The organism is Candidatus Mycobacterium methanotrophicum (assembly GCF_023515995.1).
Lineage (GTDB): Bacteria > Actinomycetota > Actinomycetes > Mycobacteriales > Mycobacteriaceae > Mycobacterium > Mycobacterium methanotrophicum.
The window spans coordinates 1,684,305-1,706,997 of sequence record NZ_CP097320.1; the positions used below are offsets into that span (position 1 = coordinate 1,684,305).

21 protein-coding genes and 1 pseudogene are annotated in these 22,693 nt (G+C 66.4%); 19 read left to right on the plus strand and 3 right to left on the minus strand.

The window, feature by feature from the left end; translation table 11 throughout:
* The first annotated feature begins 6 nt into the window (after positions 1 to 6).
* Entirely contained in the window at positions 7 to 1,233 is a 1,227-nt protein-coding gene (manA, locus tag M5I08_RS09090; protein WP_219067326.1) for a mannose-6-phosphate isomerase, class I, read from the plus strand.
* Positions 1,234 to 1,345: 112 nt separating this feature from the next.
* Here the strand turns inward: manA and M5I08_RS26665 are convergent, their stop codons facing one another.
* Positions 1,346 to 1,693, minus strand: a complete 348-nt coding sequence (locus tag M5I08_RS26665) for a hypothetical protein (RefSeq protein ID WP_370328598.1) — start codon at positions 1,691 to 1,693, stop codon at positions 1,346 to 1,348.
* Between the two features lie 17 nt (positions 1,694 to 1,710).
* Here M5I08_RS26665 and M5I08_RS09100 point away from each other — a divergent pair, with 17 nt between their 5' ends.
* The 8 genes and pseudogenes from M5I08_RS09100 to lpqB all read left to right on the plus strand — a co-directional run bounded on the left by M5I08_RS09100 (position 1,711) and on the right by lpqB (position 9,378).
* Complete coding sequence (locus M5I08_RS09100; protein WP_370328599.1) at positions 1,711 to 1,839, plus strand: amino acid permease C-terminal domain-containing protein; 129 nt, start codon at positions 1,711 to 1,713, stop codon at positions 1,837 to 1,839.
* A 98-nt stretch (positions 1,840 to 1,937) separates the two neighbouring features.
* Positions 1,938 to 2,060: pseudogene (locus M5I08_RS26670) on the plus strand (rubredoxin); the annotation flags it as partial.
* Positions 2,061 to 2,092: 32 nt separating this feature from the next.
* Positions 2,093 to 2,746 (plus strand): TetR family transcriptional regulator AlkX, encoded by a 654-nt coding sequence (alkX, locus tag M5I08_RS09110; protein ID WP_219067374.1) that lies wholly within the window; start codon positions 2,093 to 2,095, stop codon positions 2,744 to 2,746.
* 126 nt (positions 2,747 to 2,872) lie between these two features.
* Positions 2,873 to 4,345, plus strand: a complete 1,473-nt coding sequence (gene ahcY, locus M5I08_RS09115) for an adenosylhomocysteinase (protein ID WP_219067327.1) — start codon at positions 2,873 to 2,875, stop codon at positions 4,343 to 4,345.
* Between the two features lie 100 nt (positions 4,346 to 4,445).
* A complete protein-coding gene (locus tag M5I08_RS09120) occupies positions 4,446 to 5,075 on the plus strand; it encodes a dTMP kinase (RefSeq protein ID WP_219067328.1) in 630 nt (209 codons plus the stop codon).
* 73 nt (positions 5,076 to 5,148) lie between these two features.
* On the plus strand, positions 5,149 to 5,835 hold the full coding sequence (gene mtrA / locus M5I08_RS09125; protein ID WP_219067329.1) for a two-component system response regulator MtrA: 687 nt from the start codon (positions 5,149 to 5,151) through the stop codon (positions 5,833 to 5,835).
* 49 nt (positions 5,836 to 5,884) lie between these two features.
* On the plus strand, positions 5,885 to 7,543 hold the full coding sequence (gene mtrB / locus M5I08_RS09130; RefSeq protein ID WP_219067330.1) for an MtrAB system histidine kinase MtrB: 1,659 nt from the start codon (positions 5,885 to 5,887) through the stop codon (positions 7,541 to 7,543).
* Positions 7,544 to 7,623: 80 nt separating this feature from the next.
* Positions 7,624 to 9,378 (plus strand): MtrAB system accessory lipoprotein LpqB, encoded by a 1,755-nt coding sequence (gene lpqB / locus M5I08_RS09135; RefSeq protein WP_249763210.1) that lies wholly within the window; start codon positions 7,624 to 7,626, stop codon positions 9,376 to 9,378.
* Positions 9,379 to 9,523: 145 nt separating this feature from the next.
* Here the strand turns inward: lpqB and M5I08_RS09140 are convergent, their stop codons facing one another.
* Complete coding sequence (locus tag M5I08_RS09140) at positions 9,524 to 9,940, minus strand: type II toxin-antitoxin system VapC family toxin (protein ID WP_219067332.1); 417 nt, start codon at positions 9,938 to 9,940, stop codon at positions 9,524 to 9,526.
* Between the two features lie 111 nt (positions 9,941 to 10,051).
* Here M5I08_RS09140 and M5I08_RS09145 point away from each other — a divergent pair, with 111 nt between their 5' ends.
* The 5 genes from M5I08_RS09145 to M5I08_RS09165 all read left to right on the plus strand — a co-directional run bounded on the left by M5I08_RS09145 (position 10,052) and on the right by M5I08_RS09165 (position 16,382).
* Entirely contained in the window at positions 10,052 to 10,690 is a 639-nt protein-coding gene (locus M5I08_RS09145; RefSeq protein ID WP_219067333.1) for a ComF family protein, read from the plus strand.
* Positions 10,691 to 10,952: 262 nt separating this feature from the next.
* On the plus strand, positions 10,953 to 11,720 hold the full coding sequence (gene hpf / locus M5I08_RS09150) for a ribosome hibernation-promoting factor, HPF/YfiA family (RefSeq protein ID WP_219067334.1): 768 nt from the start codon (positions 10,953 to 10,955) through the stop codon (positions 11,718 to 11,720).
* Positions 11,721 to 11,876: 156 nt separating this feature from the next.
* On the plus strand, positions 11,877 to 14,735 hold the full coding sequence (gene secA / locus M5I08_RS09155; RefSeq protein ID WP_219067335.1) for a preprotein translocase subunit SecA: 2,859 nt from the start codon (positions 11,877 to 11,879) through the stop codon (positions 14,733 to 14,735).
* Between the two features lie 5 nt (positions 14,736 to 14,740).
* The gene (locus tag M5I08_RS09160) at positions 14,741 to 15,223 is read left to right on the plus strand and encodes a cation:proton antiporter regulatory subunit (protein ID WP_219067336.1); all 483 of its coding nucleotides are present in this window, start codon (positions 14,741 to 14,743) and stop codon (positions 15,221 to 15,223) included.
* 4 nt (positions 15,224 to 15,227) lie between these two features.
* The gene (locus M5I08_RS09165) at positions 15,228 to 16,382 is read left to right on the plus strand and encodes a cation:proton antiporter (protein ID WP_219067337.1); all 1,155 of its coding nucleotides are present in this window, start codon (positions 15,228 to 15,230) and stop codon (positions 16,380 to 16,382) included.
* On the opposite strand, the gene M5I08_RS09170 is transcribed toward M5I08_RS09165, so the two are convergent.
* Entirely contained in the window at positions 16,379 to 16,873 is a 495-nt protein-coding gene (locus M5I08_RS09170; RefSeq protein ID WP_219067375.1) for an Rv3235 family protein, read from the minus strand. The two genes, M5I08_RS09165 and M5I08_RS09170, sit on opposite strands and share 4 nt — an antisense overlap.
* Positions 16,874 to 17,159: 286 nt before the next feature.
* Here M5I08_RS09170 and M5I08_RS09175 point away from each other — a divergent pair, with 286 nt between their 5' ends.
* The 5 genes from M5I08_RS09175 to M5I08_RS09195 all read left to right on the plus strand — a co-directional run bounded on the left by M5I08_RS09175 (position 17,160) and on the right by M5I08_RS09195 (position 22,687).
* Positions 17,160 to 18,575, plus strand: a complete 1,416-nt coding sequence (locus tag M5I08_RS09175) for a WS/DGAT/MGAT family O-acyltransferase (protein ID WP_219067338.1) — start codon at positions 17,160 to 17,162, stop codon at positions 18,573 to 18,575.
* Positions 18,576 to 18,698: 123 nt separating this feature from the next.
* Positions 18,699 to 19,496, plus strand: a complete 798-nt coding sequence (gene ppk2, locus M5I08_RS09180; protein ID WP_249763329.1) for a polyphosphate kinase 2 — start codon at positions 18,699 to 18,701, stop codon at positions 19,494 to 19,496.
* Between the two features lie 2 nt (positions 19,497 to 19,498).
* Complete coding sequence (locus M5I08_RS09185; protein ID WP_219067340.1) at positions 19,499 to 20,023, plus strand: DUF6912 family protein; 525 nt, start codon at positions 19,499 to 19,501, stop codon at positions 20,021 to 20,023.
* 142 nt (positions 20,024 to 20,165) lie between these two features.
* Complete coding sequence (locus M5I08_RS09190; RefSeq protein ID WP_219067341.1) at positions 20,166 to 21,347, plus strand: ferredoxin reductase; 1,182 nt, start codon at positions 20,166 to 20,168, stop codon at positions 21,345 to 21,347.
* Positions 21,348 to 21,424: 77 nt separating this feature from the next.
* Positions 21,425 to 22,687: a fatty acid desaturase family protein gene (locus tag M5I08_RS09195; protein ID WP_219067342.1), complete on the plus strand. Its 1,263-nt coding sequence runs from the start codon at positions 21,425 to 21,427 to the stop codon at positions 22,685 to 22,687.
* Positions 22,688 to 22,693 lie beyond the last annotated feature (6 nt).

The window sequence follows — 22,693 nt, forward strand, 5'->3', positions numbered from 1 at the left end:
TAGACAGTGCAGTTGCTACGCGGAGCGATACGGACTTACGCATGGGGATCGCGTACTGACATTGCCGAATTCACCGGGCGCCCCGTCCCGGCCGCCCACCCAGAAGCAGAACTCTGGCTCGGCGCCAACACCGGCGATCCGGCGTGGCTGGAAGGCCCGGACGGGGAAACGTCGTTGCTGCAGGCGCTGTTCGACGATCCAGAAGGCCAGCTAGGCTCGGTGGCCCGCGCCCGGTTCGGCGACGTGCTGCCATTTTTGGTCAAAGTGCTTGCTGCCGAAGAACCGCTGTCGCTGCAGGCGCATCCGAGCGCCGAGCAAGCCGCCGAGGGTTACCTTCGCGAGGAACAGCTCGGCATCCCGGTGACGTCGCCGGTCCGCAATTACCGCGACACCAGTCACAAGTCCGAGCTGTTGGTGGCACTACGGCAGTTCGAGGCGCTGGCCGGATTCCGTCCTACCGCCCGGACCATCGAACTCCTGCGCGCCCTAGCGGTATTTGAACTGGATCCATACATCGAATTGCTGAACGACCAGTCCGATGCCGATGGCCTGCGCGCCTTGTTCACGACTTGGATCACCGCGCCACAGCCCGACGTCGATGCCCTTGTGTCCGCTGTGCTGGAGGGTGCCATCCGCTACGTCAGCTGCGGCGCAAAGGAATTCGCTGCGGAAGCCAAGACTGTGCTGGAGCTGGGCGAACGCTATCCCGGCGATGCTGGCGTGCTGGCAGCGTTGTTGCTCAACCGGATAACCCTTGATCCTGGCGAGGCGATCTTTTTGTCGGCCGGCAACCTGCATGCCTATCTGCGTGGCGTCGGGCTGGAGGTAATGACCAACTCCGACAACGTGTTACGAGGTGGTCTGACCCCCAAGCACGTCGACGTTCCGGAGCTCTTGCGGGTGCTGGATTTCAACCCCACCACCGAGGCGGGGCTGCACCCGTCGACACACCAGGATGGAATCGGACTGGTCTATGACACTCCCGCCGTCGAGTTCGCGGCATCGATGCTGACCCTCGGTGACGACCAACTTGGTCACGAAGTCGACGCGCCGTCGCGCCATAACGGTCCCCAGATCCTGTTGTGCACTGAGGGTTCCACGACGGTGTGCGGAAAGTCCGGGGTGGTGAAGCTCACCCGGGGCGCCGCTGCCTGGGTGGCTGCCGACGACGGGCCCATCCGGCTCATCGCTCACGAACCGACCACGATCTTTCGGGCCACCGTGGGCCTGTGACCGTTCCGGGCTTGGCGGCGCTCGGCGGGCGCACAACCGCAAGTTGTGCCGGATGGCGCGGACAACAGGCGGCGGCGTCGGAATCATGTAGAGGCTGTCGAGTAACGAAAACCTACGCAAAAACCATTCGGCGAGAACGTCGATCGGCCTCTGCGGCGCCGAGGAATTGATCGAACAGACTGCCCTGCGGCCGGTACCGCCACGATGCGTGGCCGGCGGCATGGTGGAAATTGAGATCGCCGATCGTGTTCATCGTCCATACCGGGTAGGTGGTTCTGGCGGTGGCCCGATTCACGTCGCGCGCCAAGTTCGTTGTTGTCGGGCCACCGGCCAAGGCTCGGCGCAGGCGGCCCCACTGCTCTAGCCACACGGGCAGCCTGGTGCCGCGTTCGGGCGCGTCGACGAGGAGGTCGGCGGCGACAAACTCCGGGTTGGCAATGTCATCGAAATTCAGCAACACTCCGGGTCACCCGCCCGGTGTCGGCGTCGAAGCGCGGTACGCGCACCGAACGCGCGCGTCTTTGGCTGATGGTCAGCCTCACGGTGGTGACCTGGATCCGCTTCGGCGTCTGGATGGTCGCCGGGGTCGCCATCTACTTCGGCTAAGGGCGCCGGCACTCCGTGCTGGCCATGCGGCGGGACGCGGCTGCCGCCGAGGCAAAAGACGTAAAGGTCGCCTCGCAAGCCGGCGCAGACGGCGCAATGGCGCCGCACGAGAAGGATTTCTACCCGCGACGCGCCGGGGTCAGCTCCCCGTCGACTGGCGTTGCCCGGGCTGCGGCGCAGCGAAATCCGACTTCGAAATGGTGGAAGTCGCCCGGTCGTGAGCACACCGCCGGCGGCGATGCAGAGCGAAGCGATGAGGAGGAGCGGCGCAACGGCTACTGTCGCGCTTGTGAAGCAACGGGTCCCGCACGCCGAGGCGTCACGGGCCCTGTTGCGTGATTCGGTGCTCGACGCGATGCGGGAGCTGCTACTGGGCCGCGACTGGTCGGCGATCGCGCTAGCCGATGTGGCCCGCGCCGCCGGCATCAGCCGTCAAACCATCTACAACGAATTCGGGTCGCGGCAAGGCCTTGCTCAAGGCTATGCGATGCGGCTGGCCGATCGACTGGTGAGCGCCGTCGACGACGCTATCCACTCCAACGTTGGCGATGCCTATGCCGCCTTCCTGCAGGGATTTCGGTCCTTCTTCTCCGAGTCGGCCACCGACCCGCTGGTCATCTCGCTGCTGAGCGGGGTGGCCAAACCCGATCTGCTGCAACTCATCACCATCGACAGCGGGCCGATCATCACGCACTGCTCGGTGCGTCTGACCGCGACTTTCCAGCACAGCTGGGTCAAGGCCAGCGATGAGGACTCCGGCATCCTGGCCCGCGCCATCGTGCGGCTCGCGATGAGCTACGTGTCGATGCCGCCCGAGTCCGACCATGACGTGGCCGCGGATCTGGCGCGGCTGATGACACCGGCGGTGGAACGCTACGGGGAGATTCGCGACGATGCGGGCCGGTAGGCCCGAGGAGAAGCGGACCCATAGGGTAGAGCAGAACCCGGCTGACCCCGCAGCAGGGCACCGCCGCGTCGGGACTAATATATATGCAAGCTAATTAGTTGATGACGAAGGAATGGGCCTATACACATGACGACGACCGAGAGCTCGCCCCGCGCCGACGTTCGTAACGGCATCGAATTCAAGGTAGCCGACCTGTCTTTGGCGGACTACGGTCGCCGCGACATCGAGCTGTCGGAACACGAGATGCCGGGTCTGATGTCGCTGCGCCGCGAGTACCACGACGTGCAACCGCTCAAAGGCGCCCGGATTTCCGGCTCGCTACACATGACCGTGCAGACCGCGGTGCTGATCGAAACGCTGGTCTCGCTGGGCGCCGAGGTGCGGTGGGCGTCGTGCAACATCTTCTCCACCCAGGACCACGCTGCCGCCGCAGTCGTCGTCGGCCCACACGGCACTCCCGAAGAGCCCAAGGGTGTGCCGGTCTTCGCGTGGAAGGGCGAGACGCTGCAGGAGTACTGGTGGGCCGCCGAGCGGGCGCTGACTTGGCCGGGTGAGCCGGCGAACATGATCCTCGACGACGGCGGTGACGCCACCATGCTCGTGCTGCGCGGAGCGCAGCACGAGCAGGCCGGGGTGGTGCCGCCCGCCGAAGAGGACGACTCGGCTGAGCACAAGGTGTTCCTGAACCTGCTGCGCAAGCGCTTCGAGACCGACAAGAACAAGTGGACCAAGATCTCCGAGTCGATCAAGGGCGTCACCGAGGAGACCACCACCGGTGTGCTGCGCCTCTACCAGTTCGCCGCCGCGGGCGATTTGGCGTTCCCGGCGATCAACGTCAACGACTCGGTCACCAAGTCGAAGTTCGACAACAAGTACGGCTGCCGGCACTCGCTGATCGACGGCATCAACCGCGGCACCGATGTGCTGATCGGCGGCAAGAACGTGTTGGTCTGCGGCTACGGCGATGTCGGTAAGGGCAGTGTGGAGTCGCTGGCCGGTCAGGGCGCACGGGTGACCGTCACCGAGATCGACCCGATCAACGCGCTGCAGGCGCTGATGGAGGGCTACAACGTCAAGCTGGTGGAGGACGTGATCGGCGAGGCCGACATCGTCATCACCACCACCGGCAACAAGGACATCATCACCCTCGAGCACATGAAGGCGATGAAGGACAAGGCGATCCTGGGCAACATCGGCCACTTCGACAACGAGATCCAGATGGCCAGGCTGGAGCGCTCCGGCGCCATCAAGACCAACATCCGTCCGCAGGTCGACATGTGGACCTTCAAAGACACCGGCAAGTCGATCATCGTGCTGTCCGAGGGCCGGCTGCTGAACCTCGGTAACGCCACCGGGCATCCGTCGTTCGTGATGAGCAACAGCTTCTCCAACCAGGTCATCGCCCAGATCGAGCTATGGACCAAGAACGACGAATACGACAACGAGGTCTACCGGCTGCCCAAGCACCTTGACGAGAAGGTGGCCCGCGTGCACGTGGCTGCACTGGGCGGAAAGCTGACCAAGCTGACCAAGGAGCAGGCCGAGTACATCGGCGTCGACGTCGACGGGCCCTACAAGCCGGACCACTACCGGTACTGAGCAGCTCGCTGCGTCACGCCCGGCGTGCGGCCAGCCGCACGCCGGGCGCCCAGGATGCGGCTGGCCGCACCCTCGGCGGAGTCGGCGATAAGCTCGCGCCGTGCTGATCGCCATCGAAGGCGTCGACGGCGCCGGCAAGCGGACACTTTCGCAGCGTCTGCGCACGGCGTTCCAAGACGGCGGGCGGTCGGTGGCCACCCTGGCGTTCCCGCGGTACGGGCAGTCGGTGGCCGCCGACGTGGCGGCCGAAGCGCTGCACGGCCGCCACGGTGACCTGGCTTCCTCGGTGTATGCGATGGCAATGCTGTTCGCGCTGGACCGCGCCGGCGCCGCCGACCAGATCCGCCGACTGTGCGGCGGCTACGACGTGGTGATCCTGGATCGCTACGTGGCGTCCAACGCGGCCTACAGCGCCGCCCGGCTGCGTCAGGACGCCGACGGTGAGGTGGTGGGTTGGGTGCGCCAGATCGAATACCGCCGGCTGCACCTTCCGGCACCGGATTGGCAAGTGCTGCTTGGGGTTTCGGCCGAGCTTGCCGGCCAGCGGGCCCGCCGGCGGGCCCGCGAGGACGCCAGGCGGTCGCGCGATGCCTACGAGCGCGACGACGAGCTCCAGCAGCGCACCGGCGCGGTGTACGCCGGCCTGGCCGCCGCGGGCTTCGGCGGGCGTTGGCTGGTGGTCGATGCGGACGTCGATTCCGGCCGGCTGGCGGCCAGGTTGACGGCCTAACGACGCGAACTGTGGTAATCGGGGGGAGAAACACGCGTGTGGCAGCCCGGTTTTATCGAGATCTGGTGACACCATGGACGCCATGAGGCAAAGGATTCTCGTGGTCGACGACGACGCTTCGCTGGCCGAGATGCTGACCATCGTGCTGCGAGGCGAAGGTTTCGACACCGCGGTCATTGGTGATGGCACCCAGGCGCTCACGGCGGTGCGCGAACTGCGCCCCGACCTGGTGCTGCTGGATTTGATGTTGCCGGGGATGAACGGCATCGACGTGTGCCGGGTGCTGCGCGCCGATTCGGGTGTCCCGATTGTGATGCTGACGGCCAAGACCGACACCGTCGATGTGGTTCTCGGCCTGGAGTCGGGCGCCGACGACTACGTCATGAAGCCGTTCAAGCCCAAGGAGCTGGTTGCCCGGGTGCGCGCACGGTTGCGGCGCAACGACGACGAGCCCGCCGAGATGCTGTCCATCGCCGACGTGGATATCGACGTGCCGGCGCACAAGGTGACTCGCAATGGTGAACAGATCTCCCTGACGCCGCTGGAGTTCGACCTGCTGGTGGCGTTGGCGCGTAAACCGCGCCAGGTGTTTACTCGTGATGTGCTGCTCGAACACGTGTGGGGATACCGTCACCCAGCGGATACCCGCTTGGTGAACGTGCATGTCCAACGTCTGCGCGCCAAGGTGGAAAAAGATCCCGAAAACCCGACCGTAGTGCTGACCGTTCGAGGAGTGGGTTACAAGGCCGGACCGCCGTGACCCGCGCCGGCGACGATGCCGAGCCTAGCGAGGCTGAGGAGCGGCGCCGGTGATCTTTTCGGCGAGGCCACGCATCCGCGGTCGTTCCGGCCGTTCCGGGCCGGTGATGCGGGGCATGGGTGTGTTGAGTCGGGCCGTCGGCGCGGCCTGGCGCCGCTCGTTGCAACTTCGGGTGGTCGCACTGACGCTGGGTATGTCGCTCGCGGTAATCCTGGTGCTCGGCTTCGTGCTGACCAGTCAGGTCACCAACCGCGTTCTTGACGTCAAGGTCCGTGCGGCCATCGAACAAATCGAGCGGGCCCGCAATACGGTCAGCGGGGTCGTCAGCGGCGAGGAGGCGCGGTCGCTGGAAAGCAGCCTGCAGCTTGCCCGCAACACCTTGACGTCCAAAACCGATCCCACGTCCGGCGCCGGACTGGCCGGCGCGTTCGACGCGGTGCTGGTGGTACCCGGCTACGGTCCGCGGCCCGCGGCGGCGGCCGGTCCCGTCGACCAGCTGCCCGATGCGCTGCGGGACTTTGTCAAGGCCGGGCAGGTGGCCTACCAGTACGCGACCGTGCACACCGACGGCTTCTCCGGTCCAGCGCTGGTCGTCGGCACCCCGACCTCGTCGCGGGTGACCAACCTCGAGCTCTACCTGATCTGCCCGCTGGGCAACGAGCAAAGCACGATCGCGTTGGTCCGGGGCACCATGGCCAGCGGCGGCTTGGTGTTGATGGTGCTGCTGGCCGGCATCGCGTGGATGGTCACTCGGCAGGTGGTGGTGCCGGTGCGGGCGGCGGCCCGCACTGCGGAACGATTCGCCGAAGGACATCTGTCCGAGCGAATGCCGATCCGCGGTGAGGACGACATGGCCCGCCTGGCGGTGTCGTTCAACGACATGGCCGAAAGCCTGTCGCGGCAGATCGCCCAACTCGAGGAGTTCGGCAACCTGCAGCGCCGCTTCACCTCCGATGTCAGCCATGAGTTGCGCACCCCGCTGACCACCGTCCGGATGGCCGCCGACCTGATCTACGACCACAGCGCAGACCTCGAACCGGCCCTGCGGCGGTCCACCGAGCTGATGGTCAGCGAGCTGGACCGGTTCGAGACGCTGCTCAACGATCTACTGGAAATCTCGCGGCACGACGCCGGCGTGGCCGAACTGTCCGTGGAGGCCGTCGACCTCCGGTCGACCGTCAACAGCGCGCTGGGCAATGTCGGTCACCTGACCGAAGACGCGGGGGTCCAGCTGATTGTCGACATGCCGCCCGACGAGGTGATCGCCGAAGTCGACCCCCGGCGGGTCGAGCGGATCCTGCGCAACCTGATCGCCAACGCCATCGACCACGCCGAACACAAGCCGGTTCGGATCCGGATGGCCGCCGATGAAGACACCGTCGCTGTCACCGTCCGCGACTACGGCGTCGGGCTACGGCCGGGGGAGGAGAAGCTGGTGTTCAGCCGGTTCTGGCGCTCGGACCCGTCGCGGGTGCGGCAATCCGGTGGGACCGGGCTGGGCTTGGCGATCAGCGTCGAAGATGCCCGCCTGCACCAGGGTCGGCTGGAAGCCTGGGGCGAGCCGGGCAACGGCGCCTGCTTCCGGCTGACCCTTCCGCTGGTGCGGGGGCATAAGGTCACCACCAGCCCGCTGCCGATGAAACCGATTGCCCCAGAACACAAGGAGCGCCAGCCTCGGCCACGGGAGCACGCCGAGAGGGGCATGTGATGGGCTGGCCCGATCGTCCTGCTTGCCCCCTCGCCGCTACGCGGCCGGGGGCGCCCCCACCTCGGGCCGTTCCGGTCCGCGTGGTCGTCGGGCTGCTGCTCGCCGCCGCCGTGGTGCTCGCGGGCTGCGCCGGCGTGCCGAGCGCGTCGGCGCCACAAGCCATCGGCACCGTCGAGCGGCCGGCGCCGTCGAATCTGCCCAAGCCGACCCCCGGCATGGACCCTGACATGCTGCTGCGCGAATTCCTCAAAGCCACCGCCGATCCGGCCAATCGGCACCTCGCTGCACGTCAGTTTTTGACTCAATCGGCGTCGAACGTGTGGGACGATGCCGGCAGCGCGCTGCTGATCGACCACGTCGTCTTCGTGGAAACCCACAGTGCCGATCGGGTGTGGGCGACGATGCGGGCGGACAAACTCGGATCGCTCTCGGATATGGGCGTATTCCAGACCGCCGAGGGAGTGCTGCCTGATCCCGGCCCGATCGAGCTGGTCAAGACGGCGGGCGGTTGGCGTATCGACCGCCTGCCCAACGGAGTGTTCTTGGACTGGCAGCAATTTCAGGCCACCTACAAACGCAACACGTTGTATTTCGCCGACCCGACCGGCAAGACGGTCGTTCCTGATCCGCGTTACGTCGCGGTGTCCGACCGTGATCAGTTGGCCACCGAACTGATCTCCAAGCTGATCGCCGGGCCGCGGCCGGAGATGGCCAAAAGCGTGCGCAACATGCTCGCGCCGCCGGTGCGGCTGCGCGGGCCGGTGACTCGGGCCGACGGCGGAAAGAACGGCATCGGCCGCGGCTACGCCGGTGCCCGCATCGATCTGGAGTTGCTGACCGTCGCCGACCCACAGAGCAAGCAATTGCTTGCCGCGCAGATCATCTGGACCCTGGCGCGTGCCGACATCAAAGGGCCGTACGTGATCAACGCCGACGGCGCCGCACTGGACGAGAGGTTCGCGGCCGGGTGGAACACCTCGGACGTCGCCGCCACCGATCCGGGTGTCGACGAGGGCGCCGCGGCCGGGGTGCACGCGCTGGTGGGCGGGCGGCTGGTGTCGCTGAACGGGCAGGCGGCCGACCCGGTGCCGGGTGCGTTCGGGCGGACGACGGATCAGACTTCAGGCGCGCTGTCGCGCAGCGGGCACCAGGTCGCGTCGGTGGTGACGCTACGCCCGGGCGCTCCGGACATGGCGGCATCGCTGTGGATCGGCGATCTCGGCGGCGAAGCGGTGGAAGCCGCAGACGGGCATATGTTGTCGCGCCCCAGCTGGGCGCTGGACGACGCGGTGTGGGTGGTCGCCGACGGCAACACCGTGCTGCGCGCGATCGCGGGGACGGCCTCCGGTCAGCCCGCGCGTCTGCCGGTCGATTCGGCCGCGGTGTCCACTCGCTTCCCCGGTGTGGTCGCTGAGCTGCAGCTGTCCCGGGACGGGACGCGGGCAGCGATGGTCATTGGCGGCCAGGTGATCCTGGCCAGCGTCGAGCAGACCCAGGCCGGCCAGTTCGCGTTGACCTACCCGCGGCGGCTCGGCTTCGGGCTGGGCTCCTCGGTGGTGTCGTTGTCGTGGCGCACCGACGACGACATCGCGGTGAGTCGCAACGACGCCGACCACCCGGTGTCCTACGTCAACATCGACGGGGTGAACTCCGATGCGCCGGACGGCAATCTGCAACAGCCGGTGTCGACGATCGCGGCCAACCCCTCGATGGTGTACGTGGCCGATCCGCGCGGGGTGATGCAGTTGTCGATCTCGGGGGCAGAAGGGCCGCAGGGCTGGTTGGACGTACCGCCGTTCATGGTGGCCGGGGCAGTGCCGGTGCTGCCCGGATAACGCGGCCCCCGCCGCGTCGAGTGGCCAGTCATCACACGCAGAATCGGGCGACGCCGAAGACGAACAGGCTAGTCGGAGGTGTCGGGATTCAGGGTGGCCAAAGCGGTGCCGGTCATGCCCGGGCGACTTGTGCCGGTGTGTGTCCTCACTGGGCCGTCTGCGGCACCAGCCGGGCCGAGATGGCTTGGCCGGCCAGTTTTGTGTCGAAGGTCCACAGTGGTTGGGCCTTCGAGACTTCCGCGTAGGTGGCTAGGCAGCAATCCTCGAACGAGAGCTTCCGGCGTTGCGCGAAAAGTGGCAGTGCGCGGTTGAACACGGCGCGGTTGCCATCGATCTGGGGCAACGACATCAGGCCTTCGATCGCCTCGGCCGCCGCGTCCCGGCTGAACTGGTAGTGGCGGCACAGCACGAATACGACCTCGATGACGGCGACGTCCGACACGACGAATGGCGCATCGCCACTTTCTAGTAGCGCGATCGCCGCTGTGTGTTGCTGGGGAACATCGTTAAGCAGCAGGCGGAGCACGACGTTGGCATCAAGAGAGCCGGCAAATGTGGGCACTACTGCTGTGACCCGCGCTGGGACTGGTAGAACTCGTCGACGTCGAGCAGCGGGCGGGTGTCGGGGTTGAGATGACGACTGTGTGTCACCCCCAGCCCTCACACTTGCGCTGTGCTCGATCTCGTCTTGCCGCTGGAATGCGGCGGCTGCGGAGCGCCGTCGACGCGCTGGTGCGCGGCCTGCGCCCGCGAGCTGGCCGTGGGTCCCGACGTGCCGCGGGTGGTGAACCCGCGCATCGACGCAAAAGTTCCGGTGCTGGCGCTCGGCCGCTATGCCGGCGCGCGCCGGCAGGCGATCGTCGCGATGAAAGACCACGGCCGGAGCGATCTGATCGCGCCGTTGGCTCAGGCTTTGGGGCTCGGCGTACACCGATTACTCGGCTGGGGCCTGCTGGACGTCCCGCTGACGATCGTGCCGGCGCCGACCCGCAGCTGGGCGGCGCGGCGCCGCGGTGGCGATCCGGTCACCCTCATCGCGACGCTGGCGACAGCCGGCCACCCAGGCATCGCCGTGGTCCGTGCGCTGCGGATGAAGGCGCTGGCCCGCGACTCGGCCGGTCTGGGCAGTGCCGCCCGCGAGCGCAACATCGCCGGAAGGGTGCTGCTGACCCGCCGTCGCGTGCCGCTCGGTGGCGAGGTTTTACTCGTCGACGACATCGTCACGACCGGCGCGACCGCCCGCGAATCGGTCCGCGTGCTGCAATCCGCGGGAGCGCAGGTGTCGGCTGTGCTGGCGCTGGCCGCCGCATGAGCGTTCATGAAGAACGTGCAACAGGTGGACCAAAACACTGGAACTTCGGCCCGCAGACGGTCTACCGTCGGGATCAAGCACGTTGAACGCCTCAAGTCGGCGCGTCTGATGTAGGCGCCACGGCCCCGAAGACGGTAGGGGGTGAGTTCTCGACTCCTTGCACCGGCGGGCGACCAGGGCACGTCCATTAACCCCGTCGGCGCGTGTATTTCGAATCCGGCACGCCGCGCGCGTGCAACGCGAGAGAAACGAGCTGTCAAGCATGTCAAGACTCACCGTAGATTCCGCTCGACTTGTCGCCGAACTACCGCTAGCAGCCGACGAGCCACTACCGGCGGCAGCCGACGAGCCACTACCGGCGGCAGCCGACGAGCCACTACCGGCGGCAGCCGACGAGCCGGACCAACCGACACCGCGCGCCGAGGTCGTCGTCAAAGGCCGCAACGTCGAGATACCCGACCACTTCCGCCTCTACGTCTCGCAGAAACTCGCCCGCCTGGAACGGTTCGACCGAACGATCTATCTGTTCGACGTCGAACTCGACCACGAACGCAACCGACGCCAACGCAAGTCGTGTCAGCATGTCGAGATCACTGCCCGCGGTCGCGGGCCGGTGGTCCGCGGCGAGGCAGGCGCTTTCAGCTTCTACGCCGCATTCGAAGCCGCGATCGCCAAGCTGGAAGCCCGGCTGCGCCGCGTCAAGGATCGCCGCACAGTCCACTACGGCGACAAGACTCCGGTCTCGGTGGCCGAGGCGACCGCCGCCGTGCCGCCCGAGCCGGCCGCGGACACCGGAGCCGCGGGCGTGCCGGGCCGCAACGGCGCCTCCCCGACCAGCGGACACCACGAGCCGGGTCGGGTGGTGCGAATCAAGGAACACGCCGCCCAGCCCATGACGGTGGACGACGCGCTCTACGAAATGGAGTTGGTCGGCCACGACTTCTTCCTGTTCTACGACAAGCAGACCGAACGGCCGTCGGTAGTCTACCGTCGGCACGCCTACGACTACGGCCTGATCCGGTTGGCCTGACGGGGCCGATGGCGACGACCCCTCCGCGGCTGCGGGCGCCCCCAGCGCCCGGCTGCGCCGCGCTTGCGATCGCCGCTGGGCCGGACATCACGGCTTGTCACCTAGGATGGGTGGCGCCCACGACATCTGATCCACAGAGGAGCCAGGGAAATAGCCGTGCTGTCTAAGTTGCTGCGCCTTGGTGAAGGTCGCATGGTCAAGCGCCTCAAGCGAGTGGCCGACTATGTCAACACCTTGGCCGACGATGTCGAGAAACTGACCGACGCCCAACTGCGCGCCAAGACCGACGAGTTCAAGCAGCGGCACGCCGACCCAAAAAACCCTGAAAGCCTCGACGACCTGCTGCCCGAGGCGTTTGCGGTGGCCCGCGAAGCGGCCTGGCGGGTGCTGGACCAGCGCCCCTTCGATGTGCAGGTGATGGGCGGTGCGGCCCTGCACTTCGGCAACGTCGCTGAGATGAAGACCGGCGAGGGCAAGACCCTGACGTCGGTGCTGCCGGCCTACCTGGGCGGCATCGGCGGCAAGGGCGTCCACATCGTCACCGTCAACGACTACCTGGCCAAACGAGACAGCGAATGGATGGGCCGGGTGCACCGCTTCCTAGGCCTGGACGTCGGCGTGATCCTCGCGCACATGACACCCGACGAGCGGCGGGTGGCGTATGCCGCCGACATCACCTACGGGACCAACAACGAATTCGGGTTCGATTACCTGCGCGACAACATGGCGCATTCGCTGGAAGAGTGCGTCCAGCGCGGCCACAACTTCGCGATCGTCGACGAGGTCGACTCAATCCTGATCGACGAAGCCCGCACCCCGCTGATCATCTCCGGTCCCGCCGACGCCGCCTCCAACTGGTACACCGAGTTCGCCCGGTTGGCGCCGTTGATGGAAAAAGACGTCCACTACGAGGTCGACCTGCGTAAACGCACGGTCGGGGTGCACGAGCTGGGCGTGGAATTCGTCGAGGACCAGCTCGGCATCGACAACCTCTACGAGGCCGCCAACTCGCCGCTGGTCAGCTACCTCAACAACGCGCTGAAAGCCAAGGAGCTGTTTCACCGCGACAAGGACTACATCGTGCGCGACGGCGAGGTGCTCATCGTCGACGAGTTCACCGGCCGGGTGTTGATCGGGCGGCGCTACAACGAAGGCATGCACCAGGCCATCGAGGCCAAGGAGCACGTCGAGATCAAGGCCGAAAACCAGACGCTGGCCACGATCACGCTGCAGAACTACTTCCGTCTCTACGACAAGCTCTCCGGCATGACCGGCACCGCTCAGACCGAGGCCGCCGAGCTGCATGAGATCTACAAACTCGGCGTCGTCACGATCCCGACGAACAAGCCGATGATCCGCACCGACTGCTCCGACCTGATCTACAAGACCGAGGAAGCCAAGTACATCGCGGTCGTCGACGATGTCAGCGAGCGCTACGAGAAGGGCCAGCCGGTGCTGATCGGCACCACCAGCGTGGAGCGCTCGGAGTACTTGTCGCGCCAATTCCAGAAGAAGCGCATCCCGCACAACGTGCTCAACGCCAAATACCACGAGCAGGAAGCCAACATCATCGCCGAGGCCGGCCGGCGCGGCGCGATCACGGTCGCCACCAACATGGCCGGCCGCGGCACCGACATCGTGTTGGGCGGCAACGTCGACTTTCTCACCGACACGCGGCTGCGCGCGCGAGGCCTCGATCCGGTGGAGACACCTGACGAGTACGAGCAGGCCTGGCACTCCGAGCTGCCTTTGGTCAAGGCCGAGGCCGCCGAGGAGGCCGCGGAAGTGATCGAGGCCGGTGGGCTGTACGTGCTGGGTACCGAGCGGCACGAGTCGCGGCGCATCGACAACCAGCTGCGCGGCCGTTCCGGTCGCCAGGGTGATCCCGGTGAGTCGCGCTTCTATCTGTCGCTGGGCGACGAGTTGATGCGCCGCTTCAACGGCGCGGCGCTGGAAACGCTGCTGACCCGACTCAACCTGCCCGACGACGTGCCCATCGAAGCCAAGATGGTGACCCGCGCTATCAAGAGCGCGCAGACCCAGGTCGAGCAGCAGAACTTCGAGGTCCGCAAGAACGTCCTCAAATACGACGAGGTGATGAACCAGCAGCGCAAGGTCATCTACACCGAGCGGCGCCGCATCCTCGAAGGCGAGAGCTTGCAGCAGCAAGCGCACGACATGCTCGTCGACGTGATCACCGCCTACGTCAACGGAGCAACCGCGGAGGGTTACGCCGAGGACTGGGATCTGGAAAAGCTTTGGGAGGCATTGCAAACGCTGTATCCGGTCAAGATCGACCACAAAGACTTGATCGACTCCGAGGCGATCGGCGAGCCCGGTGAGCTCACCCGTGAGGAACTGCTCGACGCGTTGATAAAAGACGCCGATCGCGCCTACGCGGAACGCGAGGCCGAGCTGGAGGAACTCGCCGGCGAGGGCGCGATGCGCCAGCTGGAACGCAACGTGCTGCTGGGCGTCATCGACCGCAAGTGGCGCGAGCATCTCTACGAGATGGACTACCTCAAAGAGGGCATCGGTCTGCGGGCAATGGCGCAGCGCGATCCACTGGTGGAATACCAGCGCGAGGGGTACGACATGTTCACGGCGATGCTCGACGGCATGAAGGAGGAGTCGGTCGGCTTCTTGTTCAACGTCTCGGTCGAGGCGGTACCGGCGCCGCAGGTGGGACCGGTCTTGGAAACGCGGGACGTGCCGGAGGATCTGGCGGAGTTCGCCACCGCGGCAGCCGCCAGCGCACAGCAGCGGGCCGGTGGCGGGTCAGCCGGATCGGCTGGCGTGCGTGAGACCGCAAAGGCGTTGCGCGCCAAGGGAATTGAGACCGAATCTCCTGCATTGACCTATTCCGGGCCTGCCGAGGACGGTTCTGCGCAAGTGCAGGGCAACGGCGATGCGCAGAAGGCAGCGGCAGGGGCCGGCGGCAGTCGACGCGAGCGGCGGGAAGCCGCGCGTCGGCAGGGTCGCCATGCCAAGCCGAAGTCCGCCAAAAGGCGGTAGCGGCGGTGGACGTCAAAGAGGTGCTGCTGCCCAGCATCGGCGTGCGATACGAGTTCACCAGCCGGCACGGCGAACGGATCGGCATCATCGCCCGACGCGGCGGCGAGTTCGAGGTCGTCATCTACGGCCGCGACGATCCCGACCAGGCTCGACCGGTTTTTCGCCTCACCGACGCAGAGGCCGATGCGGTCGCCCAGATTCTCGGCGCACCGCGGATCGCCGAACGGTTCCGGGAACTCACCAGCGACGTGCCGGGCATCGATTCCGGGCAGGTTCGGGTCGATCCGGGCAGCCCGCTCGTCGGCCAGCCCCTGGGTGCCACTCGCGCCCGGACCCGCACCGGTGCGTCCATCGTGGCGATCGTGCGCAACAACCAGGTACTGCAATCGCCGGGGCCGGCTGAAACGCTGCGGGCCCACGACGTATTGGTCGTCATCGGCACAGAACAGGGCATCGCGGCAGTCGAGCAGATCATCGCCAAGGGCTGAGCCTGTGCAGGTTTCAGCGCCGTTGCTCTTACAACTCGGCGCCGTCTTAACGGTGCTTGCGGTCCTGGGCGGCTTTGTGCGCCGGTTCGGGCTGTCGCCGATACCGCTGTACCTGCTGGTCGGGCTGTGGCTGGGCAAAGGTGGTGTCGAGGAGCCGGTGGTCGCCGCCACCGAATTCATCAAGACGGGCGCGCCCATCGGTGTCGTGCTTTTGCTGCTCACGCTGGGTCTGGAGTTCTCGACCGCCGAATTCGCCAGCAGCATGAAGCGCCACGTGCCCTCGGCGCTGGTCGACATCGTGCTCAACGCAACGCCGGGCGCGATCGCGGGCTGGATGCTCGGATTCAGCGGCATCGGCATTTTCGCGCTGGCCGGCGTGACGTATGTGTCTTCTTCCGGGCTGATCGCGCGGTTACTCGAGGAGCTCGACCGGCTGGGCAACCGCGAAACACCGGCTGTTCTGGCGGTGTTGGTGCTCGAGGATTTCGTCATGGCGGCTTACCTGCCGGTGTTCGCGGTGCTGGCGAGCGGTGGCACGTGGCTGCTGGCCGTCGGTGGAATGGTGGTCGCAGTCGGGGCATTTTGGGTGGCGTTCGCCGTGTCGTTTCGGTGGGGCCACTACTTCGGACGGCTGGTGGGTCACCCCGATTCCGAGCAGTTGCTGCTGCGCGTGCTGGGAGTGACGCTGATCGTGGCTGCGGTAGCCGAACGCATGCACGCTTCGGCGGCGGTGGGGGCGTTCCTCGTCGGGCTGACCTTGACCGGCGAGACTGCGAGCCGATCCCGCCAGGTACTGGGGCCGCTGCGCGACCTGTTCGCCGCGCTGTTCTTTCTGGGGGTCGGCGTCGGGGTCGATCCACGCGCGCTGGCACCGGTTCTGCCGGTAGGCATTGCGCTTGCTGTGGTCACCAGTGTGACGAAGGTCGCGACCGGCGTGTTCGCGGCGCGGCGTGAGGGGGTAGCACGCCGCGGACAGTGGCGGGCAGGCACCGCCTTGATAGCCAGGGCCGAGTTCTCTTTGATCATCATCGGTTTGGTGGGGACGTCGATACCCGGTTTGGCCGCGACGGCGATGTCCTACGTGTTCGTCGTGGCAATGATCGGGCCGGTGCTCACCCGGTTCGCCTCCGGCCCGTTGCCGGTCACCGGCCACGCTTAGCCGATGTGCAGTGCAACCACCTGCCAGCGCCCGCCCGCGACCCGTTCGATGCGGCAGGCGATGGCATGAATGCGGCGTCCGCGGCTATAGCTGCCGAATACCTCGGCCGCGGCGAACCGGTCCGCCGCGCCCGCCGGTTGCAGCCGCAACCGGCGCAACACCCTGGCCGCGCCGTCGTCGGCCGCAAGCCGGCCGGCCGTGAACCGATTGGCGCACAGCACCGAGTCGACCAGGGCGGCGGTCAACAGCCCGCGAAGCTGCGCAACCGGGCGGCGACGGTCGAGGACTTCCAGCACTCGACGCAGCGCGGCATCGGCGAAGCACGCCGCCTGCCGCATCGACGCGGAGCTGGTCGACGATTCGCCGGCCGCAGCGGGCGGAGCAGAATGTCGTTGCGGCCCGCTCTTATCGGGCTGGCGCAGCGCGATGGGCGAGGGCGGCGGGCACTGCCGGAAATCGCGCGCCGGCGGCTCATAATCGACGACGGGCATGACGGCGAACGCGTCGCGGTCGGCGGGGCCGGGGCTGGTCAACTCTGCACTCTCCCAATGCTTACGAAGGGCCCACAAAGTAGGCCTGCGGGAGAGTGGCAGACGCTTCGGTTGCGGCGACCCGCTGCGCCCGGCTGCGCCGCGCTTGCGATCACCGCGTGCGATGATCATCGCACACTCGTCGCGGGCGCGTACCGCGCTGCTGCACACTCGCATCGACGGTTAGCGTGAGCGGCAGATCGATCGGTGCTACTGAATTCGCAAGGGTACTGCAAGGAGCGGCGACGTGGCGAGGTTGTCCACTTCGGACGCGTCGTTCTACCAGCTGGAGAACACCGCCACCCCGCTGTACGTGGGCTCCCTTTCGATTCTGCGACAGCCGCGCGGCGGGCTGAGCTACGAGAAGTTGCTGGCCACGGTCGAGCAGCGGCTGCCGAAGGTGCCGCGCTACCGGCAGAAGGTCCGCGAAGTGGCCATGGGTTTGGCCCGGCCGGTGTGGATCGACGACCGCGATTTCGACATCACCTACCATGTTCGGCGCTCGGCGCTGCCGTCGCCGGGGAGCGACGAGCAGTTGCATGAACTGATCGGCCGGCTGGCTGCACGTCCGATGGACAAGTCCCGGCCGCTCTGGGAGATGTACTTGGTGGAGGGCCTGGCCGGAAATTGTCTCGCGCTTTACACCAAGTCGCACCAGTCGCTGATCAACGGGATGGGCGCGGTGGAGATCAGCCACGTCGTCGCCGACCGCAGCCGCCGTCCGCCGCCGTTCGTCGAGGACTTCTGGGTGCCGGCCCGCGAACCGGGCGCCACGCGGCTGTTGGTGGGCGCCGTCGGCGACTGGGCCGCCCGCCCGCGGGCGCAGTTGCGGGCGGTAGGTGCCGGGATCACCATGCTGGCGACCAATTCCGGCCAGCTCATCGAGGTCGGTGGGCGGATGTTCGGCCTGGCCCGCAGGCTTGCGCGGGGGAGTGCGCCCAGCAGCCCGCTCAACACCACGGTGTCCCGCAACCGGCGGTTCACGGTTGCCCGTGGACGTCTTGATGCCTACCGCGCGATTCGGGCCCGCTACAACTGCGACGTCAACGACGTCGTGCTGGCGGTGATCGCCGGCGCGCTGCGTAACTGGCTGTTGTCTCGCGGCGCGGCGGCGGCGCCAACCGAAACCGTGCGAGCATTGGCGCCGTTGCCGGTGTACGTCGACGAGACATTCGGCTCGGCGGGCCGGGGGCGGACGACCAGCCAGATCAGCCAGGTGGTGCCTTTTCTGGTCGACCTTCCAGTAGGGGAGGGCAACGCGGTTGTGCGGTTGTCGCAGATCGCGCACGCCACCGAATCCAATCCGGCCGCGACCAGCCTCGTCGATGCCCGAACCATTGCGACGTTGTCGGGTTTTGCGCCGCCGACACTGCACGCCATGGGTATTCGGGTGGCCACCGGCTTGTCGCCGCGCTTGTTCAACCTGTTGATCACCAATGCGCCAGGCGCACAGTCGCAGATGTACGTGGCCGGTGCAAAGTTGTTGGAGAGCTACGCCGTACCGCCGCTGCTCAACAAGCAGGTGCTGGCCATCGGCGTGACCTCCTACAACGGCATGTTGTATTTCGGCATCAACGCTGACCGGGACGCGATGAGCGATGTCGACGTGCTACCGGGGCTGTTAGCCGAATCGCTCGATGAACTACTGGAAGCCGCGCAATAGCGCTGCTATTCACCAGTCATGGACCAGCTTGCGGCTCTACCATTCGATGGTGTGAGCACCGGATCTGCCCCCGATACGTCGGCGAAGGCAAAGCAACCGAAGAAGCGAAAGTCACCGCCGAAGATTTCCAAGGCGGTCTATGAAGCCGAATTATTCCGTCTACAAACGGAATTCGTGAAACTTCAAGAGTGGGTGCGCTTTTCCGGCGCCCGCATCGTGGTGATCTTCGAAGGTCGCGACGGGGCGGGCAAGGGCGGCACCATCAAACGGATCACCGAATACCTCAGTCCGCGCCTCGCACGGATCGCCGCCTTGCCGGCGCCGACAGATCGGGAACGCGGGCAGTGGTACTACCAGCGCTATATCGCGCATCTGCCCGCCAAAGGCGAGATCGTGCTCTTCGACCGGTCGTGGTACAACCGTGCCGGCGTGGAGAAAGTCATGGGTTTCTGCACACCGCAAGAGCGTGCGCTGTTCCTGCGGCAGACACCGATCTTCGAACGGATGCTCATCGAGGAAGGGATTCTGCTACGGAAGTACTGGTTTTCGGTATCCGACGACGAGCAGTTACGCCGGTTCAGAAAGCGGCTCAACGACCCTGTGCGGCAGTGGAAACTCAGCCCGACGGACCTGGAATCGGTGTACCGGTGGGAGGAGTATTCGCGCGCCAAAGACGAGATGATGGTGCACACCGACATCCCCGCGAGCCCATGGTTTGTCGTGGAATCCGATATCAAGAAGCACGCTCGGCTGAACATGATGGCCCACCTGTTGTCGACGATGCCCTATCACGATGTGGAGAAGCCGAAGGTCGAGCTGCCCAGCCACCCGGTGGTGAGCGGCAACTATCAGCGCCCCCCGCGTGAGCTATCGACCTATGTCCCCGATCATGTGGCCACGTTGATCGGTGACACCGAATAGCGATGCGGATCTATGTCCCGGTAACCCTGGCCATGCTGCAGCAACTGGTCACCGATGGTTCGTTGCTGCCCGTCAGCGGCACCGCGTTCGCCGTGACCCCGCGACTGCGGGAGGCCTACGCGCACGGCGACGACGACGAGCTCGGCGAAGTCGCGCTGCGCGAGGCGGCGCTGGCTTCGCTGCGGCTGTTGGCGGCCACCCACCACGAGTCGGGGCAGCCGCGCGCCAAGTCGCCGCCGCGGCGCGCGGTGCTGGTTGCCGATGTCGACGACGCAGGAGCGGTGACGTTGCGTCCCGATCTCGATGACGCCGTCGTGCGGCTGGGGGCGCCGTTGGCGATCGAGGATGTGGTCGCCGCGTTCGTCGACAATGCCACCGCGGAGGCCGATGTCACGGCGGCGATCGCGGTCATCGACGAGGCCGACTTGGGTGACGAAGACGCCGAGCTGACGGTTGGCGACGCGCAGGACCATGATCTGGCCTGGTACGCCACCCAAGAGCTGCCGTTTCTGCTCGAGCTGCTCTAAGCAACTAGCCGCTTGAGGATTCACCGCAGGCCAGTCATCCCACATCGACAACAAGTTGTCGAAAGTTGACCCTCAAGCGGCTAGGCCTGGCTACGCGACCGTAGGTTACGGTACCGTAGGTCATCAGAGCAGGAGTTGCCCCATGACCAAGAAAATCGCGAAAGTCACCGCCAACGTCGTCGCAACAAAACCGGCTACGGTGGCTGGCGTGGACACCCATCCCGGCTGGCACGCACTGCGCAAGCTCGCCGAGCGCATCACCACGCCGCTGTTGCCCGATGACTATCTTCGCCTCGCCAATCCGCTGTGGTCGGCGCGTGAATTGCGGGGCCGAATTCTCGAGGTCCGGCGGGAGACCCATGACTCGGCGACGCTCGTCATCAAGCCCGGCTGGGGCTTCAGCTTCGACTACCAGCCCGGCCAGTACATGGGGATCGGGCTGCTGGTGGAGGGCCGCTGGCGATGGCGGTCGTATTCGCTGACGTCATGCCCGGTGACGACGCGGGCCGCCCAGGAGCGGGGCAATCGGATCGGGTCGGCGAGAGGCTCCCGCACGGTAACGATCACGGTGAAAGCGATGCCCGAGGGCTTCCTTTCCGCGCATCTGGTGGGTGGCGTGAAACCCGGGACGATCGTGCGGTTGGCCGCGCCCCAGGGCAATTTCGTGCTGCCCGAGCCGGCGCCACCGAAGGTGCTGTTCATCACTGCCGGGTCGGGCATCACCCCGGTGATGTCGATGCTGCGCACGCTGGTGCGCCACGATCAGATCACCGACGTGATTCATCTGCACTCGGCGCCCACCGCGGCCGACGTGATGTTCGGCGCCGAACTCGACCAGCTGGCCCGCGACCATGCAGGCTACCGGCTGCAGCTGCGCAGGACGCGCAGCCAGGGCCGCCTGGATCTGACGCGGCTCGACGCTGAGGCGCCGGACTGGCGCGACCGGCAGACCTGGGCGTGCGGACCCGAAGCCATGCTCAACGCAGCCGAGCGCGCCTGGTCGGCGGCCGGCATCGGCGACCGCTTGCACCTCGAGCGTTTTGCGGTGTCGCGCCCGGCGCCGGCCGGGGCCGGCGGCACGGTCTCTTTTTCAAAGAGCGGAAAAAGCACGAACGCCGATGCGGCGACCTCGCTGATGAATGCGGGTGAGCAGATGGGTGTGCAGATGCCGTTCGGTTGCCGGATGGGGATCTGCCAATCCTGCGTGGTCGACCTGGTCGAAGGCCATGTTCGGGATCTGCGGACCGGTGCTGTACATGAACCCGGGACCCGCGTGCAGACCTGTATTTCCGCCGCGTCGGGCGATTGCGTACTCGACGTTTAAGCGTTACTCACTGGTAACCTACGGTTTCGTAGGTTACGATAGCGTAGGTACGCACGACAGTCGACGGGAAGGCGATAATGGCGATCACAGATCTGGACGTATTCGCGCATCTGACGGACGCCGACATCGAAACACTCGGTGTTGAGATCGATGCCATCCGCCAGGATGTCGAAGAATCTCGTGGCGACCGGGACGCCCGCTACATCCGCCGCACCATCGCAGCGCAGCGCGCGCTGGACGTCGCCGGCCGGGTGCTGCTGGCGGCCGGCTCCCGGCGGTCGGCCTGGTGGGCGGGCACCCTGACCCTCGGTGTGGCCAAGATCATCGAGAACATGGAGATCGGCCACAACGTCATGCACGGCCAGTGGGACTGGATGAACGACCCCGAGATTCACTCCTCAACGTGGGAGTGGGACATGAGCGGGGCCTCCAAGCACTGGCGATACACCCACAATTTCGTGCACCACAAGTACACCAACATCCTCGGCATGGACGACGACGTCGGCTACGGCCTGCTGCGCGTTACCCGCGACCAGCCCTGGAAGCGCTTCAATCTGCTCAATCTGCTGTACAACACCCTGCTCGCGATCGGCTTTGAGTGGGGCGTAGCGCTGCAGCATGTCGAGATCGGCAAGATCGTCAAGAAGCGGATAGACACCGGGGACGCCCGGCAGCGGATCGACGAGTTCTTGGCCAAGTCCGGTCGCCAGGTGTTCAAGGACTACGTCGCATTCCCGGCACTGACCGCGCTGTCGCCCGGCGCGACCTACACCTCGACGGTGAAAGCCAACGCGGTCGCCAACGTGATCCGCAACCTGTGGGCCAACGCGGTGATCTTTTGCGGCCATTTCCCAGACGGCGCAGAGAAATTCGCGAAAACCGACATGATCGGCGAAACCAAGGGCCAGTGGTATCTGCGCCAGATGCTGGGCAGCGCCAACTTCGACGCCGGGCCGGTGTTGCGGTTCATGAGCGGCAACCTGTGCTACCAGATCGAGCACCACCTGTACCCCGATCTGCCCAGCAATCGGCTGCACGAGATCTCAGTGCGGGTGCGCGAGCTCTGCGACAAGTACGACTTGCCTTACACCACAGGCTCTTTCCTGCTGCAGTACGGCAAGACCTGGCGGACCATCGCCAAGCTGTCGCTGCCGGACAAGTATCTGCGCGACACCGCCGACAACGCACCCGAGACCCGCAACGAGCGGATGTTCGCCGACCTGGAGCCGGGGGTCCTGGGCACTGATCCGGCGACCGGACGTCGCCGCGGGCTCAAGAGCGCGATTGCCACCGTGCGCGGTTGGCGCCGCGACAGGAGAATCCGCCGCGCCGCCGCCTGAGCGCCC